The organism is Agromyces sp. Soil535 (assembly GCF_001428255.1).
Taxonomy (GTDB): Bacteria; Actinomycetota; Actinomycetes; order Actinomycetales; family Microbacteriaceae; genus Agromyces.
In genome coordinates this window covers 160,543-175,451 of the sequence record NZ_LMRW01000001.1, presented here as the reverse complement: position 1 = coordinate 175,451, position 14,909 = coordinate 160,543, and the positions used below count along the sequence as shown (strand labels likewise).

At 66.1% G+C, this 14,909-nt stretch carries 18 protein-coding genes and 1 pseudogene; 12 read left to right on the top strand and 7 right to left on the bottom strand.

Annotation, left to right across the window (positions count from 1 at the left end):
* Positions 1-332 precede the first annotated feature (332 nt).
* The 3 genes from ASG80_RS23285 (at position 333) to ASG80_RS00815 (ending at position 2,412) form a co-directional block, all read left to right on the top strand.
* Entirely contained in the window at positions 333-578 is a 246-nt protein-coding gene (locus ASG80_RS23285) for a hypothetical protein (RefSeq protein ID WP_156401589.1), read from the top strand.
* Between the two features lie 72 nt (positions 579-650).
* Positions 651-1,412, top strand: a complete 762-nt coding sequence (locus ASG80_RS00820) for a DUF2510 domain-containing protein (protein WP_056727528.1) — start codon at positions 651-653, stop codon at positions 1,410-1,412.
* 406 nt (positions 1,413-1,818) lie between these two features.
* Positions 1,819-2,412 carry a GNAT family N-acetyltransferase gene (locus ASG80_RS00815; protein WP_056727526.1) on the top strand — a complete coding sequence of 198 codons (594 nt, stop codon included), beginning with the start codon at positions 1,819-1,821 and terminating at the stop codon, positions 2,410-2,412.
* Positions 2,413-2,571: 159 nt separating this feature from the next.
* On the opposite strand, the gene ASG80_RS00810 is transcribed toward ASG80_RS00815, so the two are convergent.
* A complete protein-coding gene (locus ASG80_RS00810) occupies positions 2,572-3,225 on the bottom strand; it encodes a Pr6Pr family membrane protein (protein ID WP_156401588.1) in 654 nt (217 codons plus the stop codon).
* 556 nt (positions 3,226-3,781) lie between these two features.
* Here ASG80_RS00810 and ASG80_RS24310 point away from each other — a divergent pair.
* Positions 3,782-3,968: pseudogene (locus ASG80_RS24310) on the top strand (IS481 family transposase); the annotation flags it as partial.
* Positions 3,969-4,040: 72 nt separating this feature from the next.
* Here ASG80_RS24310 and ASG80_RS00805 read toward each other — a convergent pair.
* Together ASG80_RS00805 and ASG80_RS00800 are read right to left on the bottom strand one after the other, a co-directional pair.
* On the bottom strand, positions 4,041-4,490 hold the full coding sequence (locus ASG80_RS00805) for a DUF1801 domain-containing protein (RefSeq protein ID WP_162256578.1): 450 nt from the start codon (positions 4,488-4,490) through the stop codon (positions 4,041-4,043).
* A gap of 42 nt (positions 4,491-4,532) precedes the next feature.
* Positions 4,533-4,727, bottom strand: coding sequence for a helix-turn-helix domain-containing protein (locus ASG80_RS00800; protein ID WP_056727519.1), 195 nt, complete (start codon positions 4,725-4,727; stop codon positions 4,533-4,535).
* A 90-nt stretch (positions 4,728-4,817) separates the two neighbouring features.
* Here ASG80_RS00800 and ASG80_RS00795 point away from each other — a divergent pair, with 90 nt between their 5' ends.
* A complete protein-coding gene (locus ASG80_RS00795) occupies positions 4,818-5,423 on the top strand; it encodes a dihydrofolate reductase family protein (RefSeq protein WP_056727517.1) in 606 nt (201 codons plus the stop codon).
* A gap of 308 nt (positions 5,424-5,731) precedes the next feature.
* Here ASG80_RS00795 and ASG80_RS00790 read toward each other — a convergent pair whose 3' ends face one another.
* On the bottom strand, positions 5,732-6,367 hold the full coding sequence (locus ASG80_RS00790) for a TetR/AcrR family transcriptional regulator (protein ID WP_056727514.1): 636 nt from the start codon (positions 6,365-6,367) through the stop codon (positions 5,732-5,734).
* Positions 6,368-6,452: 85 nt separating this feature from the next.
* On the opposite strand from ASG80_RS00790, the gene ASG80_RS00785 reads away from it, so the two are divergent.
* Positions 6,453-7,112, top strand: a complete 660-nt coding sequence (locus ASG80_RS00785) for a DUF998 domain-containing protein (protein ID WP_162256577.1) — start codon at positions 6,453-6,455, stop codon at positions 7,110-7,112.
* Between the two features lie 247 nt (positions 7,113-7,359).
* On the opposite strand, the gene ASG80_RS00780 is transcribed toward ASG80_RS00785, so the two are convergent.
* Both ASG80_RS00780 and ASG80_RS00775 read right to left on the bottom strand, forming a co-directional pair.
* The gene (locus tag ASG80_RS00780; RefSeq protein WP_056727509.1) at positions 7,360-7,791 is read right to left on the bottom strand and encodes a RidA family protein; all 432 of its coding nucleotides are present in this window, start codon (positions 7,789-7,791) and stop codon (positions 7,360-7,362) included.
* 324 nt (positions 7,792-8,115) lie between these two features.
* A complete protein-coding gene (locus ASG80_RS00775; RefSeq protein ID WP_056727506.1) occupies positions 8,116-9,318 on the bottom strand; it encodes an FAD-dependent monooxygenase in 1,203 nt (400 codons plus the stop codon).
* Positions 9,319-9,408: 90 nt separating this feature from the next.
* On the opposite strand from ASG80_RS00775, the gene ASG80_RS00770 reads away from it, so the two are divergent.
* Entirely contained in the window at positions 9,409-10,104 is a 696-nt protein-coding gene (locus ASG80_RS00770; protein WP_056727503.1) for a TetR/AcrR family transcriptional regulator, read from the top strand.
* Positions 10,105-10,414: 310 nt separating this feature from the next.
* Here ASG80_RS00770 and ASG80_RS00765 read toward each other — a convergent pair whose 3' ends face one another.
* A complete protein-coding gene (locus ASG80_RS00765) occupies positions 10,415-11,404 on the bottom strand; it encodes an IS110 family transposase (protein WP_235507893.1) in 990 nt (329 codons plus the stop codon).
* A 171-nt stretch (positions 11,405-11,575) separates the two neighbouring features.
* On the opposite strand from ASG80_RS00765, the gene ASG80_RS00760 reads away from it, so the two are divergent.
* From ASG80_RS00760 to ASG80_RS00740, 5 genes are all read left to right on the top strand, one after another.
* Positions 11,576-11,932 carry a hypothetical protein gene (locus ASG80_RS00760; protein ID WP_156401587.1) on the top strand — a complete coding sequence of 119 codons (357 nt, stop codon included), beginning with the start codon at positions 11,576-11,578 and terminating at the stop codon, positions 11,930-11,932.
* A 285-nt stretch (positions 11,933-12,217) separates the two neighbouring features.
* Positions 12,218-12,547, top strand: coding sequence for a PadR family transcriptional regulator (locus tag ASG80_RS00755; RefSeq protein WP_056727500.1), 330 nt, complete (start codon positions 12,218-12,220; stop codon positions 12,545-12,547).
* Between the two features lie 2 nt (positions 12,548-12,549).
* On the top strand, positions 12,550-12,915 hold the full coding sequence (locus tag ASG80_RS00750; protein ID WP_056727497.1) for a DUF1048 domain-containing protein: 366 nt from the start codon (positions 12,550-12,552) through the stop codon (positions 12,913-12,915).
* On the top strand, positions 12,915-13,736 hold the full coding sequence (locus ASG80_RS00745) for an ABC transporter ATP-binding protein (protein WP_056727495.1): 822 nt from the start codon (positions 12,915-12,917) through the stop codon (positions 13,734-13,736). Before ASG80_RS00750 ends, ASG80_RS00745 begins: the two co-directional genes overlap by 1 nt.
* Positions 13,733-14,497 (top strand): ABC transporter permease, encoded by a 765-nt coding sequence (locus ASG80_RS00740; RefSeq protein WP_056727492.1) that lies wholly within the window; start codon positions 13,733-13,735, stop codon positions 14,495-14,497. The genes ASG80_RS00745 and ASG80_RS00740 overlap by 4 nt, the downstream gene beginning before the upstream one ends.
* Positions 14,498-14,909: the final 412 nt, after the last annotated feature.

Below are 14,909 nucleotides of genomic sequence, written 5' to 3'. Positions count from 1 at the left end.
TGTCATAGCCGCTGCGCGCGGCGCTGTGCGCCCCTGAGGATTCTTGCCGGATCGCGGGGGGGCGGAGGCCTGGCAGGGGCTCCTGATTTCCCTGCGGGGCGCACAGGAATTCCGAGGCGCACAGCAGGCCTGCGCGCGATCGCTCGGACGCCGGGCGGGTCGCCGAAGGTGGGCGCTGTGCGCCGGGAGCGGGGCGGGAGTGACGGAATGACGAAACGAACTTCATTCCGTCACTCCGGGGCCCCACTCTGACGTCTACACGGGTGGCACCTTCCCCGGCGCGGTTCCTATTCAGCGGCCCGCCTCGGCGTCGTTCCCGACGGCTCCATGCGGTGACCGGCGCAACAGCTCTCTTCCCACGCGAGCGCACGATGCACGCCGACGAGGAGTGTCGCGCTGGTCCCGGCGTCGACGAAGGCGGCATCGCCGCGGGTGACGCGTGCAGCGCCCTCTTGACCGAGCCAGGACAGGTTGCTTTGCTGGTTGCAGAGTTGCTTTGCTGGTTTCAGAGCACTTCGGGGGAGCTCGAAGCGATCGACCGCATCGTTCGGGGGTTTTCAGCGCCGTCGAGTGCTTGACAGGCAGATGGGTTCGATCCGCTCGCCTCGACCGCGGGGCGGACGCTCTGAAAGGGTAGCTGAGGTCGGGACATGGCTGGTACGGCGCCGGCGGGCTGGCACCCGGACCCGTGGGGAAGACACGAGGTCCGTTATTGGGACGGCACCCGATGGACGGAGCATGTCAGCGACGGCGGAATCGCGTCCGTCGATGGCGGCACGGCCACCACAGGTGGTGCGTACCACTCGCCGACGTGGACGGCCGCCGCGGATGCGACTCGACACGTCCTCCTGGACGAACGGCTGCCGATCGGAGTGGGTGCGAAGCGACTTGTCGCGGACGACCGAGGCATCTCGTGGGGTCGCCATTCGGTGCCGTACTCGCAGATCACGGCCATGGCCTACTGGGTCACGACGGTCGTCGCGGTTGTGGTCTACAACCACGGGTACCGCATCGATCTTTGGGAGGGGAAGGAGCACACCACGATCACGTTCAGCGGATGGGGCGAACGCATCAGGGGTGCCTACTCCAAGGCGGTTGACATCCTCCTCCACTACTCGGGCACGCGAATCTGCAACGATCTGCTTTCCGCGCTCGACGCCGATCAGTCCGTCGAGATCGCCGGTTTGACACTGACTCGGGCCGGGATCACTCGCAAGAAGCAATTCCATTCCTGGGACGTCCCGCTGAGCTTCCAGAAGATGGCCGACTTCCCCGGAGTGTATGTCGTCGATGGCGTAGGCCCGAAGGCGAAGGTCATCGCACAGGTGTCGTTCATGCGGCCCAACGGACCCCTCGTGCCGCCGTTGCTCGAGGCGTGCCAGCGCCGGTACGGGAGCAGCTGGACGCTATGAGGAGTATTGAGGCCGGGGCCTCTCGTCGCATAGACCGTAGGTTGCGGGCGGGATTCTCGTGCCCGTAGAGCCCCTCATCGCGTCTAGGTCTCGCGGTCAGGGACCGGCTTGCGGGCGGCGAGCGAGGGAACTCGTTGGAACAGTAGCCGGGGTCGTCGGCAGATAGTTGGTCGGCTCCCCGCCTGAGCGGGTGGGACGACCTTTCGCACCTTGTCTACGAGCTCCACAGGTGGCCGTGCCGACCTTGTCGAGAGTCGGAGTCAGTCGGCAGACTGGCAGCACTGACGCGAGGAGTCTGCCATGGCCGATGAGGACGTTCCGACCGAATACACGCCAGCCAGCTTCCACGAGCAATCGGGAGTCTCGGATTGGCGGGCCGCGTGGGCCGACACGTGGGGCGGGTGAGGTGGTGGTGACGACTTCGCACGTGATCAAGCCGCTCACTCCCGAGACCTTCCCGGCGTGGCTGGCGCTCGCGCAGAAGCACAATGGGGTCTGGGGCGGGTGCTACTGCTCGTATTTCCATAACGACACGGAGCACACCGTCAAGGACGAATACGACCGGCCGACGTTCAAGCAGCGACTCGTGGCGGAGGGCATCGCGCACGCCGCGCTCGTCTTCGACGGCGACGCCGCGATCGCGTGGTGCGAGTACGGCAGTCCGGTCGAACTGCAGAACATCTACCACCGCAAGCAGTACGACGCGGGCGAGACCAAGCCGGCACCGTGGCGCATCACATGCTTCTTCGTCGACCGCGACCACCGACGGTCGGGAGTGGCACGGGAGGCGCTGGATGGCGCGCTCGAGCTGATCGCGCAGGCCGGCGGGGGCGAGGTGGTCTCGTTCCCCAATGAGCTCGCCCCCGGCAAGAGGACGTCGTCCTCGTTCCTCCACAACGGCACGAGGGCCATGTTCGAGAAGGCGGGATTCACGTTCGAGCGTCACATCGGCAAGAGCAAGACCGTGATGCGCAAGACGGTCCCGCCGGCCCGCGGCTGACGCCGGGTTCGCACGGGCAGGAACGACTAACCGCCGAGGGGTCCGCTCGCCCTGGCGTCCCTGTCGCATGAGGGACCGGGTGACGGACCCGTCGCGGAAGGACTCATCGACGAACCCGAGGCGTTCCATCGCCTCTGCGCGCGGTCAACACCGAAGGCGCTAGGTTGCCGCGGGTGCCGCGGGTGCTGCGGGTGCCGCGGTTAGTTTGACTATCCGGAGGCGACTGATCGCCCACATGAGGGCACCGAGCACCAGGACAGTGACCGTCATTCCCAGGACGGTTAGGGCGATCGTGCCGTACCCGTTCGACGGCTCGAGGAACGGATAGGGCACCCAACCATCGGTGGCCCCGCGGATGAGCACCACACCTGTCCAGACCACCGGGTCGACGATGACCAGCCACAGGTGCTTCCACTTCAGGGCTGGGCGGTCGGCGAAGAGCAGCCAGTCGAGCAAGGCGTAGATCGGGAACACGATGTGCAGGACGTGGTTCGCCCATTCGAGGGCGACCCCACCCCCACCGGGTGTGCCGACCAGCAGGGTGTTGTAGATAACGCCGACCAGCGCCATGTAGGCGACCCACATGCCTCGGACGACATGGAGCCAGTACGAGATCTCGCGGCCAATGAGGGCTAGGACGCCGACGATGACGAAGATCACGGCGGCGATGATGTTGGTCTGCAACGTGAAGTATCCGAAGAAGTTGAAGGGATTGATCGTTGCGCGCGAGGCAGTGTCGATGAACGTGGCGACGACTGCGATGAGCACGAACAGGCCCATGGCAATCCGGATGACGGCGACGAGTGCTCTCACGATTGCTCCCTCGGACCCTTGCTGTACTCGCGCTTGATGCTATTGGACGCCGACCCTCTCTGTAAAAGATCCCGGGTCGGGGCCCGATTACAAGAGCGGGGATCGGTACTGCTGGGATCCCGCGTTACCCATTTCTTCAGTTCTACTGCGACCACCGCTTAAGGTCGACGTAGTCAGCCATTCGCGTGCCTATCTGTGCGGCGTACTTTGTGATGACGGCCGGGCTGCAACCAAGAAGATCGATGAGGGCGCGGGCGTCGACATGGTGGACCAGGTCGCAGAGAGTTGCATTGCGGATCGCTGGGCGTCGATGCCGAGAACTCTCAAGCGGGTCGAGAGTGTCGCCGGGTGGAGGTGCCCGCCCGCGCGGGTTCCGGGGAACAGCCAGTCGGCGGCGGTGTTCGTGGTGCGCTGATGTGATGGTCGCTCGGCGTGGCACCAGAACAGGCCGGCGATCGCTTCGGGCACTGTCGCCGGACGGGCGCCGAGGGTGGGTGTCATACCTTTCGGGCCGCGTTGGATGTGGTCGTGGCAGAGCGGGAGGTGTCCCTCACCGATCGCTCCGCGGACCGTGTCCCAGGTGTTGGCACGTCACGGGCTGCCGTATCTAGCGCGGCTGGGTCCGATCAGTGGTCGACTGATCCGCCCGTTGAAGACCACCGCGGTGCGATACGAACGTCGACCATCCAGGCGAGGTCCTGCACATGGATGTGAAGAAGCTCGGCCGCATCCCAGATGGCGGTGCGCAGTCCTTGGGGCGGAGGCGCTCTATTCCCCGAAACTGGCCCTCCAGGCGGGGCCGTCCGTTTCGTTGGCTACTCTTCGGCTTTCCACAAGATCTGACGTATCGGCCCGTCTTGGGACTTCGACTCGACGAACTCATATGACTCTTGGACGATCCGCTCGAGCACTGGCAGTTCGACATCGCTGAGCCGCCGGATGTAGACGCAGTATCCCGTGGTGGAGTGCTTGCCCAATTTCGCCAGAAGTTCCGAGTGGCGTGCCGTGCCATCCATCAGGTAGATGGTCAGCTTGCCTCTTCTTGGATAGAAGCCGATCGTGTGACCGTCACCTTCGCGTCCGCTGTCGTACTGGTAGTGGTAGGTGCCAAACCCGATAGTGCCGGCATTCCACAGCGTTGGCTCGTGCCCACTTATCCGCTGCATCATTTCGATCAACGTCTCGCTGTCCTTGACAGTCTGCTCATCATCAAGCGACGCGATGTAGCGGTCTACTGAGCGGTCGTTGTGGTCTGTCATTTCCATCTCTGATTCTCTATGCCCCATGAGGGAGTCGATCCCTGGACGCTACTCCACCGCAAGTGGGACCACAGAAGTGCGCGCCGACATCCTCGCAGCTGGGTCCTCGAGGACGCGGAAGTGCCGCCGGCTGCCGAACATGACGTCGCGCAGAACGAGCAGCGACCAGCGGTAGCCGATCACCTCCACCGCCGCGTCGATGGGGCAGCCTGAGCGCGGCTCGCTGGCGACGCGTGTCGCCATGCCACGTTGAGTGCTTTCAGTTTGCGATCGCCCTCGGGTAGATTGCTGGCCACTGCTTGCCAATCGCAATCACCTTCGAAAGGGTTGTGGATGCCGGACACCACCTGCCACATGTCGATCTCGCTCGACGGTTTCGTTGCCGGGCCGGACCAGAGTCGCGAGCACCCGCTCGGCAAGCGCGGAATCGAGCTCCACGGCTGGCACATCGGCGACGAGCGCGCCAACGAGGCCGACGAGATCGCGGCCGGCTGGCTGATGCGCCCGCGCGGCGCCTACCTGATGGGCCGCAACATGTTCGGGCCGATCCGCGGCGAGTGGGAGGAGGACTGGCGCGGGTGGTGGGGGCCCGAGCCGCCTTATCACGCACCGGTGTTCGTGCTCACCCATCACGCCCGCGATCCGATCGAGATGGAGGGCGGGACGACCTTCTACTTCGTCACCGATGGCTTCGACGCCGCCTACGCGCGGGCGCGTGAGACGGCCGGCGATGACGGCGTAGACATCGCGGGCGGCGCCTCCACCGTTCGGCAGGCGCTCGTCGCCGGGGTCGTCGACGAGCTCACGCTCGACATCGCCCCAGTCCTGCTCGGGTCCGGCGAGCGGATCTTCGACGGCGTCGAATCTTTCGGGTTAGAGCCCGTCGAGGTGCTGCATTCGCCGCTGGCCACCCACATCCGCTACCGCCGGGCGAGCTGAAGGCCGGTTCCCGATACGTCTGCTAGGCAACGCGCCGAGTCTCCCGATGCGGACGCCAGCGACGCACTTTCGGGCGTCCCGCAGGGACCCCACGGTAACCGCCACATCTGACGCGCTCGGGATAGGCGTTGCGGTTGTACTTGAGCTTTGTCATAGGACCGACGCGCACCGCCCGCAAGCCGGTCGATTTGCGGACATGCCGGGGGTCCGCGCGGTTGCCAACGCTTAGTTCGCCCTTCGCGCGTCAGCACTCAATATTGCGAGGATACCTTCGACGACCATCCTTCGATATCCATGGCTCTGGCCTGTTACCTCGCCTCCCGCGCGGGGTAGCGGGCCAACCCCGACTCAAGGCGGCCGAGCGCGCGTCCGGCCTGCTCGGCGGCATCGCTGGCGAGCAGTGGACCACGCCGCCCAGCCAGGACCGCATCGCGAACATGTTCGAGCAGCCCCCGGTGGACCGCCATCAGTGCGCTCGCGACCACCCGTGCCTCGACGTCGTCGTGATCGAGGCCGGCCTCGGCCGCGAGGACGCCGGCGAGTCGCGTCGTGTACTGCTCCGTGATCTCCCGCTCGCGGGCCTGCAGCGTCGGGCTGGCGCGGATCACCGTCGCAGCCCGGACGATCACCTCCGCTCGAGCATCGAGCTGATCGATGTCCGCGAGCAACACCCGGCCGAACGCAGTCGCAATGGACTCCTGTGAGGCTCGCCGTTCGACCGCGGTCACGAGTCGCTCCTCGACGAACTCCATCCGCCCGAAGACGAGATCTCCCTTCGTGGGGAAGTAGTTGAAGACGGTCACCTCCGAGACGTGAGCGGTGCGGGCGATTTCGGCCACGCTGACGTCTTCGAACCCGCGCTCCGCGAACAGGCGGGCGGCGGTGTTGGCGATCAGCTGCCGCGTCTGCTGCTTCTTCTGCTCTCGGAGGCCGGGCTCGGTCATCCCTCGAGAATACTGGGTTGCTTAATAGTTGTGGTAACCATAATCTTATGGTCACTAAAGTTAACGAGTGCAGGGGATGACCGACATGACCGAAACACTCAAGAACGCGACCACCGTGGACCGGAGTTCGTTGACGGATCGACTGCTCCTGTGGGGCGGCGTCGCCGGGCCGGTGATCTTCGTGCTGGCCTTCACCATCGCGGGCCTGCTCCGGCCGGACTACTCGCCGATCGAGCAGGCGATCAGCGACCTCGGAGTGGGTCCCAACCTCTGGCTGCTCAACGTGCCTCTGGTCCTGCTCGGTGCGTTCATCGTCGCGTTCTGCGTCGGCCTCACCCGAGTACTCGGCCCAAGGCTGGGTGATCCATGGCGTTGGATCTGCACGGTGCTGCTGGCCCTCCCAGGGCTTGGGTACGCGTGGGCCGGCATCTTCACGGAAGCCCCCGCCACCATGACCCTCCACTGGGTGGTGGGAATGCCGTTGGTCGGACTCGGAGCCATCGCAGGGTTCCTGATCACCGGCCTTCGTCTGCGCCGCCTCGAGTCCTTCCGTGGTCTCGGAACGTACTCGGTGGTGGCGAGCCTGCTGACCCTCGCGCTGATCGTGGTGATGTTCTCCACCTGGACGCTGGGCTTCGGGGGCCTGACCGAGCGGGTGTTCTTCATCGAGATCCTGGCCTGGTACGTCGTGGCCGCATTCCGGCTGCTTCGCGACGAGCCAACTGGTGCAGCAGCCGACAGCTAGGCTGCGGCCATCCGCGCGTTCGTCGAGCAGGTCGGGGCGACGGAACGGGGCGGGCTTGGTTGAGCGCGCGTAAGCGGACGATGACCGATCGGCATTGGGTGTCACGCCCTCGGTAGCGCGCACTCGCCTGTCCTGGGTGAGGGCGAAGCTCCGCCTCGAACGGCCCGCCGTCGCCGCACCGATCTCTAAGGAGGTGACCCGAATCAGCCACGACCGGCACCTTCTCGCGACATCTAAGGCGTGTCTCCTAAACGTTGGCAGGCGAGCGACGCCAGTCGACAATCGCCGCGATCGCCTCGACCTCGACGAGTTGGTGCTCATACCCAAGGACCGTGACACCCAGGAGGGTGCTTGGAACGTCGTGGGATCCGAAGGCATCACGCACGACTTCCCACGCAGCCACGAGATCAGCCCGATTCGACGACGCGACAAGCACCCGAGTGCTGATCACGTCCTCCAGCGTTGCTGCAGAATCGGCCAATGCTCGCGTCATGGTGTCGATACATGCTGCGGCTTGGCCTGCGTAGTCGCCGATCGCTGCTGTAGTTCCATCGTCATTGAGCGGGCATGCCCCAGCGAGAAAGACCAGGCGCGCGTTACTCGGTGCCGTTGCAGCGTACGCGTACTCGGCAACATTGGAAAGAGTCGAGGAACGGATGAGCTTGACGGCACTGGGCATACCCGGAGTCTTTCAGAGTGCACGCGTCCCCACCAATGAGGGTTTGGAAGACACGCCATAGTCACTCGCAGGCGGATGCCCCGCCCGATTCGTTAGGGCGGGGCATCCGTCGTCTGCACTGGGCATCCGCTCGTCCGCCGTTCGCGAGGGCTGCGCGGAGGCCTCGGCTAGAGCAGGCCGAGAGTCGACGACCGGTGGTGGGCTGCGTCACGCTCTGCGATGGCCTGCTCGGCGGCCAGGCGGCCGAACGGCGTTCCATCAGGCGGTCGCGATCGCGGCGGCCCCCGCGGGCGCGTCGGATCACCACATCATCGGTCACAATGGTCAGTATCGCGACGACCGGGAGCCGCTCGGTAGCGGGTAGTCGGGAACGCTGTCGTCGGTGGCGAACATGTCGGTCATCTTCATCATCACCGCGTAGGCGAGGCGGTTGGAGAAGTTCAAGTCCCGCATCCGGATGCGGGCTCGCGACGGTGGGGCGAGGAATGGTCCGGCATTGCCGGAGCGGGCGATCTTCGTCGGCTTCAGCATGCGCCGGTCGTAGCCGGCGAAGGCGCCACGGTGGTCGCCGGCGGCGGCAGCGACCTCGCCGGCGAGGATGTACGCCCCGACGAGGGCGAGGCCGGTGCCGAACCCACCCAGAGTGTTCGCATGGCCGGCGTCGCCGACGAGAGCGACGCGCCCGGACGTGAACGCTGTCATCCTGGTCCGTGCCAGGGCGTCGAGGTAGAACTCGTCGCTCGCTAGCGCAGCGGAGAGGAGTTCGGGGACGCGCCAGCCCGCGTCCTTGTAGTGGCGCTCGAGGAAGCGCTTCTGCGAGCCGACGTCGTGACGGTCGTAGTCGTCACGGTCAGCGGCGAACACGAACAGCTGCGGAGCCTTCGAACCACCGAGGATGGCCAGCCGTCCCGGCTCGTTGTAGGCGTACCCGATCTGCCGCCCGCTCGGCAGCACCATCTCCAGGTCGCTCGGCACGGTCGCGCCCGCCACGGCGTAGTAGTAGCCCAGCGGCTTCACGAACTCTGGCTCCGGTCCGAAAGCCAGGCGGCGCACGGCCGAGTGAACACCGTCCGCCCCGAGCACGAGATCGAAGGTCTCCGACCCGCGATGCGCGAACGACACCTCGACGCCACGACCGGTGTCGGACAGCTCGGTAATCCGATCTCCGAAGACGTACTCGCATTCCGCGACCGTGTGCTCATGCAAGATGCCCGCCAGATCACCGCGCAGAATCTCCACGTCGCCACCGATGAACTCGCCCGGCATCACCGCTCGAACTCGGTCGGTGTCATCGACGATGCGTAGATCCGTCTTCGGTGTCTGCGCGGCGATCACGTCGTCCCAGATCCCCATCCGCTCGAGCACCAACCGATGCGTGCGCCCCTTAAAGTCGACCGCCTGCCCGCCGGGCCGCAGGAACGGAGCCTGCTCGACGACAGTGACGTCGTATCCGAGCCTGCTGAGCCACAGCGCGGCGGCCGGCCCAGCGATGCTCGCACCCGAGATCAGTACCTTCTTCGACGACATGAACAGCCTTCCAATCATAATTGCGTCCGATGGACACAGATTAGCGTATGGTAGACACAATTTCAAGCGCAGCGTCGAAAGGAGCCTTCGATGGCCATTGATCGGACGCTTCTGTGGCCCAGCCAGAGCATCCCGAAGCGCGGACCCAAGCCGAGGATGACCCTCGAGCGTATCGTCGCGGCAGCCATTGGCATCGCCGACACCGAAGGCCTCGCCGCCGCCTCCATGCAACGCGTCGCCGACGAGCTCGGCGCGACCAAGATGTCGCTCTACCGCTATGTGCCGGGCAAGTCGGAATTGACCGCACTGATGCTCGACAAGCGCCTCGGCGCCCCACCGGCACCAGCCACAGCCGCGCAACCGGACTGGCGGACGGCCCTCAGCGCATGGACGATCGAGATTCATCGTCGGTTCTCCGAGGCCCCTTGGACTCTCGAGCTCGCGGTCGGTGCGCGGGTGATCGGACCGAACGAGCTCGCCTGGACCGAGCGGGGACTCGCCGCGCTCACCGGGACGCCGCTGACTGGAGCGGAGCAGCTGGATGTTCTCGCCTTGCTCAGCGGACACGCGCGCAGCATCGTTCAACAGCAGACGATTGTCGAACCCGAACACGTGACCGCCGTCCTCATGTCCGGAATCATCGAGGAGCACGCCACGCGTTTCCCCTACGTGGCGGCAGCCTACGCGAGCGCATCTGTGAGCGGCGTCCGCGACGACGCTCTTCATTTCGGAACCGACCGCATCCTCGACGGCATCCAAACCCTCATCAGCACGCGTACCAACTGACGACGAACGAAGCGGGCGCCTTCCTGGAGTCGCCTATGCGCGGGCGTTCAGCATGCGCGTCCTCGACCATGAATACGGGTGGGGATCGCCTTGCAGCGGGCCTCGCGTTGGACGTCACCTAGCGTGGTCCGGAGGGCGGGCTGCTCATAGGGCGTATCGCGAGTCACCCTCGGACGCTGCCGTCACCACCGCGGCGCGGCCGGAAGCTCAGCGCGGGTTATGGCATCACGGCCAGGGACCAGCACCAGCCGGCGAGCTCGCGTGCGATGGCCGCGTTCGCGACCACGCTGCGCTTCCCGCGGGCACGGAACTACTGCCACCGCTGGTGCAGCCGCACGTTCCCGGCGTGCCCGCGGTCCCGGGCTTCGGCGTCGACCCTGTCCCACCGGGCCCGCAGGATCGGCGATGAAGCATGGTAGGCGGGTCGGTGGTGCCATGCGGCCTCGATCAGCAGCCGCCGGGCGTGCGTGTTCCCGGTCTTGGTGATCCCGCCTTGAGACCTGGTTGCGCCCGAGGAGTGCTCGGCTGGGGTGAGCCCGAGGTAGGAGCCAATCCGCCGCCCGTCCAGGCGGGTCCAGTCGCCGATCTCGACCGCGAGGGCGAACCCGGTCAGCGTCGAGATCCCGCGCAGGCAGCCGAGCCGGTCCACGACCGGGGTGAACTCGCTGTCTGCGGCCATTCCCGTGATCGCCTGATCGAGTCGGTCGCGACGGTCGATCACCGCGATCATCGCGTCGTAGGCGGCGTTGAACGCGGCCTGCAGGCCGGTCAGCTCAAACCGTTGCTGCCGCAACCACGCCCGGTGAGCGACCGTCCACGCCTTCCCACCCGAATACACGATGCCCTGCCGCAGCAGCAGCTTGCTGACACGATGCCGCGCGCTCATCAGATCCCCGCGGGCATCCTCCCGAGCACGCACCAGATCACGCGCAGCTTCCGTCTGCACGGTCGGAACCGTCACCTGGGTTATCTCGTCCAGCCGCAGCAGCCGGGCCAGGTGCAACGCGTCCCGAGCGTCGGTCTTCACCCGATCCCCGACCGGGCGTTGCAGCTTCGATGGCGCCGCGACCACAGTGCGTACCCCGGCCGCGTTCAGCGCCCGGGCCAGCCCGAACCCCGTTGCGCTCGCCTCATGCGTGGCCGCTTGCGGCCCCGGCAGCCCTTGCACCCAGCCGATCACCTCGTCAGGGCCGGCACCCAGCCGACGCTGGAACACCCCCCCGGTCACCCCTTCGATCCCAGCTGCGACCACGCTGCGGGCGTGCACATCCAGCCCGACACTCGTACGCTCAGTAAACACCGGGGCCTCCTTCACATATGTGGCTCTACGGCTAGGAGAATCCCGCCCGCAACCCACGGTCTATGCGAGAGGAGGCCCCGGCCTCAACACCACATAGCGTCTAGCGACTGATGGGCGGGTCTGCGAAACTGAGCCATGCCCCAGGGTTCCACCGGTCCGTACCGTGTCCAAGTGACGATCTGCGTAGTCCTCATCGTTGTCGGCGTCGGTGTCCTCGCCGTTCCCGCCGCTGGCGAGGGTCGCGTTCTCGTGCCGATCAGCGACGGTCACGGACTCTCAGCCATCGACGCTGTCGGTGCCTCCCTGCTGGCATTGGCTGCCACCTGGTTGGAGGTACTCGTAATACGGCGACTACCGCATCTCGCGCTGCCCCCGCGGGCCGTATTTGGACTGGGCCTGCTTGCCGGCCTCGGCATAGGGATCGTCATCGCCTCGGTCTTCTCGGGGTTCTTCTGGTGGTGGTTCGTCGGCGCGGCGGCACTCGGTGTTGTCACGCTTGTCCTGGTGGCCCTCACCGTGAGCCGTTGACGGAGATGTCGGACCGTCCGCACATGCCGCCGATAGTTCCCAAAGTCCGGCAAGAGCCGGCGTAGATGATCGCCGGCGGCAACGAGACCAAGGCCAGTCCAAGAGTCCGTATCCGCACACCGAATCTGCTCGGCTCGACGGGCAGTTCGCTCCGGACCCGCTCACGATCGGAGTCTCGCCCGAATCCTCCTTGCGCCATCACTATTCAGTGTTGCTATCTACCGGTACTTATGCTTACTATGTACCGGTAGTCAGCAACACCGAGTAGTTGAAGGGAGGGGCTCCATGGGCAAGCAGATGACCGAGATGCTCAAGGGCACGCTCGAGGGCATCGTCCTCGCGATCCTGGCCGTGCGCCCTGCGTACGGCTATGAGATCACCGCCCGCCTGCGCGACCAGGGCTTCTCCGACATCGCCGAAGGCACCGTCTACGCCCTGCTGGTCAGGATCGAGCAGCGGGGTCTCGTCGATGTCGAGAAGGTGCCGTCCGAGAAGGGGCCGCCGCGCAAGGTGTACTCGCTCAACGCGCAGGGACGAAATGAACTCGACGAGTTCTGGAGGACGTGGAGCTTCCTCGCAGAACGTATCGAACAGCTCCAAGAAGGAGAGAACTGATCATGGTCGCGAAGTGGATCGAGACCCTCACCGGCTCGCTCGAGCAGAAGAAGCAGTACCGGCAGTACAAGGCCCGCATCGAGGCGCTTCCCGAGCCGTACCGCGCGGCCGCGAAGGCATTCGACCGGTACTTCATGTACTACGGGGGCATCACCGACGGTGACACCCTCGTCCAGATGTTCGGCGACTTCGCCGACCTCTGGGAGCGCGCCGCCGTCGATGGAACGCCCGTGAGCGCGATCGTCGGCGACGACCCCGTCGAGTTCGCCGAGACGTTCACGCAGGCCTACGGCGGCACCCAGTGGATCGACAAGGAGCGCGCTCGCCTCACGAAGGCGATCGACGACGCAGAGAGGAAGGAGCACTGATGACTACGGAAGCAGCCATTCGCGTTCAGGGCATCGAGAAATCGTTCAAAGACCTGCACGTGCTGCGGGGCGTCGACTTCGACGTGAAGGCGGGGAGCATCTTCGCGCTGCTCGGCTCGAACGGTGCGGGCAAGACCACGCTCGTGCGGATCCTGTCGACGCTGCTGAAGGCCGACGCGGGCACCGCCACCGTTCACGGCATCGACGTCGCCGCACAGCCCGGCGAGGTGCGCGAGTCGATCAGCCTGACCGGCCAGTTCGCCGCGGTCGATGAAGTCCTCAGCGGTCGCGAGAACCTCGTGCTGATCGCCAAGCTGCGTCACCTGAAGAACCCGGGTGCGATCGCCGACGAGCTGCTCGCCCGCTTCTCGCTCACCGAAGCCGGGGGCCGCAAGGCCTCGACGTACTCGGGCGGCATGCGCCGCCGACTCGACATCGCGATGAGCCTGATCGGCAGCCCGCCGATCATCTTCCTCGACGAGCCGACGACCGGACTCGACCCGCAGGCGCGGATCGAGGTGTGGCAGACCGTCAAGGAACTCGCGAACAACGGGACGACGGTGCTGCTCACGACGCAGCACCTCGACGAGGCCGAGCAGCTCGCCGACCGGATCGCGATCCTGCACAAGGGCACGATCATCCAGAACGGCACCCTCGCCGAACTCAAGCGACTCCTCCCGGCCGCCAAGGTCGAGTACGTCGAGAAGCAGCCGTCTCTCGAGGACGTCTTCCTCACGCTCGTCGGTGACACCGGCGAGACCGAAACGACCGACGGCGACCGCATCGACGGCGCGGTCCCGGCAGGAAAGGAACCCCGATGACCACCCACGTCCTCGGCGACACCGGCGTCCTCACCAGCCGCTCGCTGCGCCACATCCTCCGCAGCCCCGACACGATCATCACCACGGCGGTCACGCCGATCGCGCTGATGCTCCTGTTCGTGTACGTGCTCGGCGGTGCGATCAACACCGGATCCGACGAGTCGTACATCAACTACATGCTCCCCGGCATCCTGCTGATCACGATCGCGTCCGGTGTCGCGTACACCGCGTACCGGCTGTTCCTCGATCTGCAGGGCGGCATCTTCGAACGCTTCCAGTCCATGCCGATCGCAAGGTCGAGCGTGCTCTGGGCGCACGTGCTCACCTCCCTGGTCGCGAACCTGGTCTCGGTCGCGATCGTCATCGGCGTCGCGCTGATCATGGGGTTCCGCACCGGGGCATCCGTTGGCGCATGGCTCGCAGTCGCCGGCATCCTGATCCTGTTCACCCTCGCCCTGACCTGGCTCGCCGTGATCGCCGGGCTCTCGGCGAAGACCGTGGACGGCGCGAGCGCGTTCAGCTACCCGCTGATCTTTCTGCCGTTCATCAGCTCGGCGTTCGTGCCCACCGACTCGATGCCCGCCCCGGTCGCCTGGTTCGCTGAGAACCAACCCGTGACCTCCATCGTGAACAGCATGCGAGCCCTGTTCGCCGGTGAACCGGTCGGCAGTGACATCTGGGTCGCCCTCGCCTGGCTCGTCGGCATCCTCGTCGTCGCCTACGCCTTCGCGATCGCCATCTACCGTCGCAAGATCAGCTGACGCCGAGCGCTGCTCGCGGACCGCACGACCGCGCGACGATGCCGCCCGCGCCCCCACGGAGACGCGGGCGGCATCGTCGTTGCGCCCTCGACGGGCGGACGAACGACGGCCCGCTCCGGTCTGCGCCTGACCGTGGAGGGCAACCCGGATCGGCTGGCCGAGCTCGACCTCCGCTGAACGCCCCGAAGACGGCGCGGGTGCAGGAATTGGGGGGAAGACCCTTCGTCTCCGAGCGTGTGACCGGGGGGTGCGCCAGACTCGGCATCCGGATTTGGGGGTGCTGCTTTCCGGCGAGCGGACGGGTGTCGGGGCGCCGCCGTCCCGTGTGGGGCAACGCACTGCGGCATCCGACATTCCATGTATGTGCATATCCTCACTCTTGGCGATCTGCGTGCGCCCCGACGACGCGTGG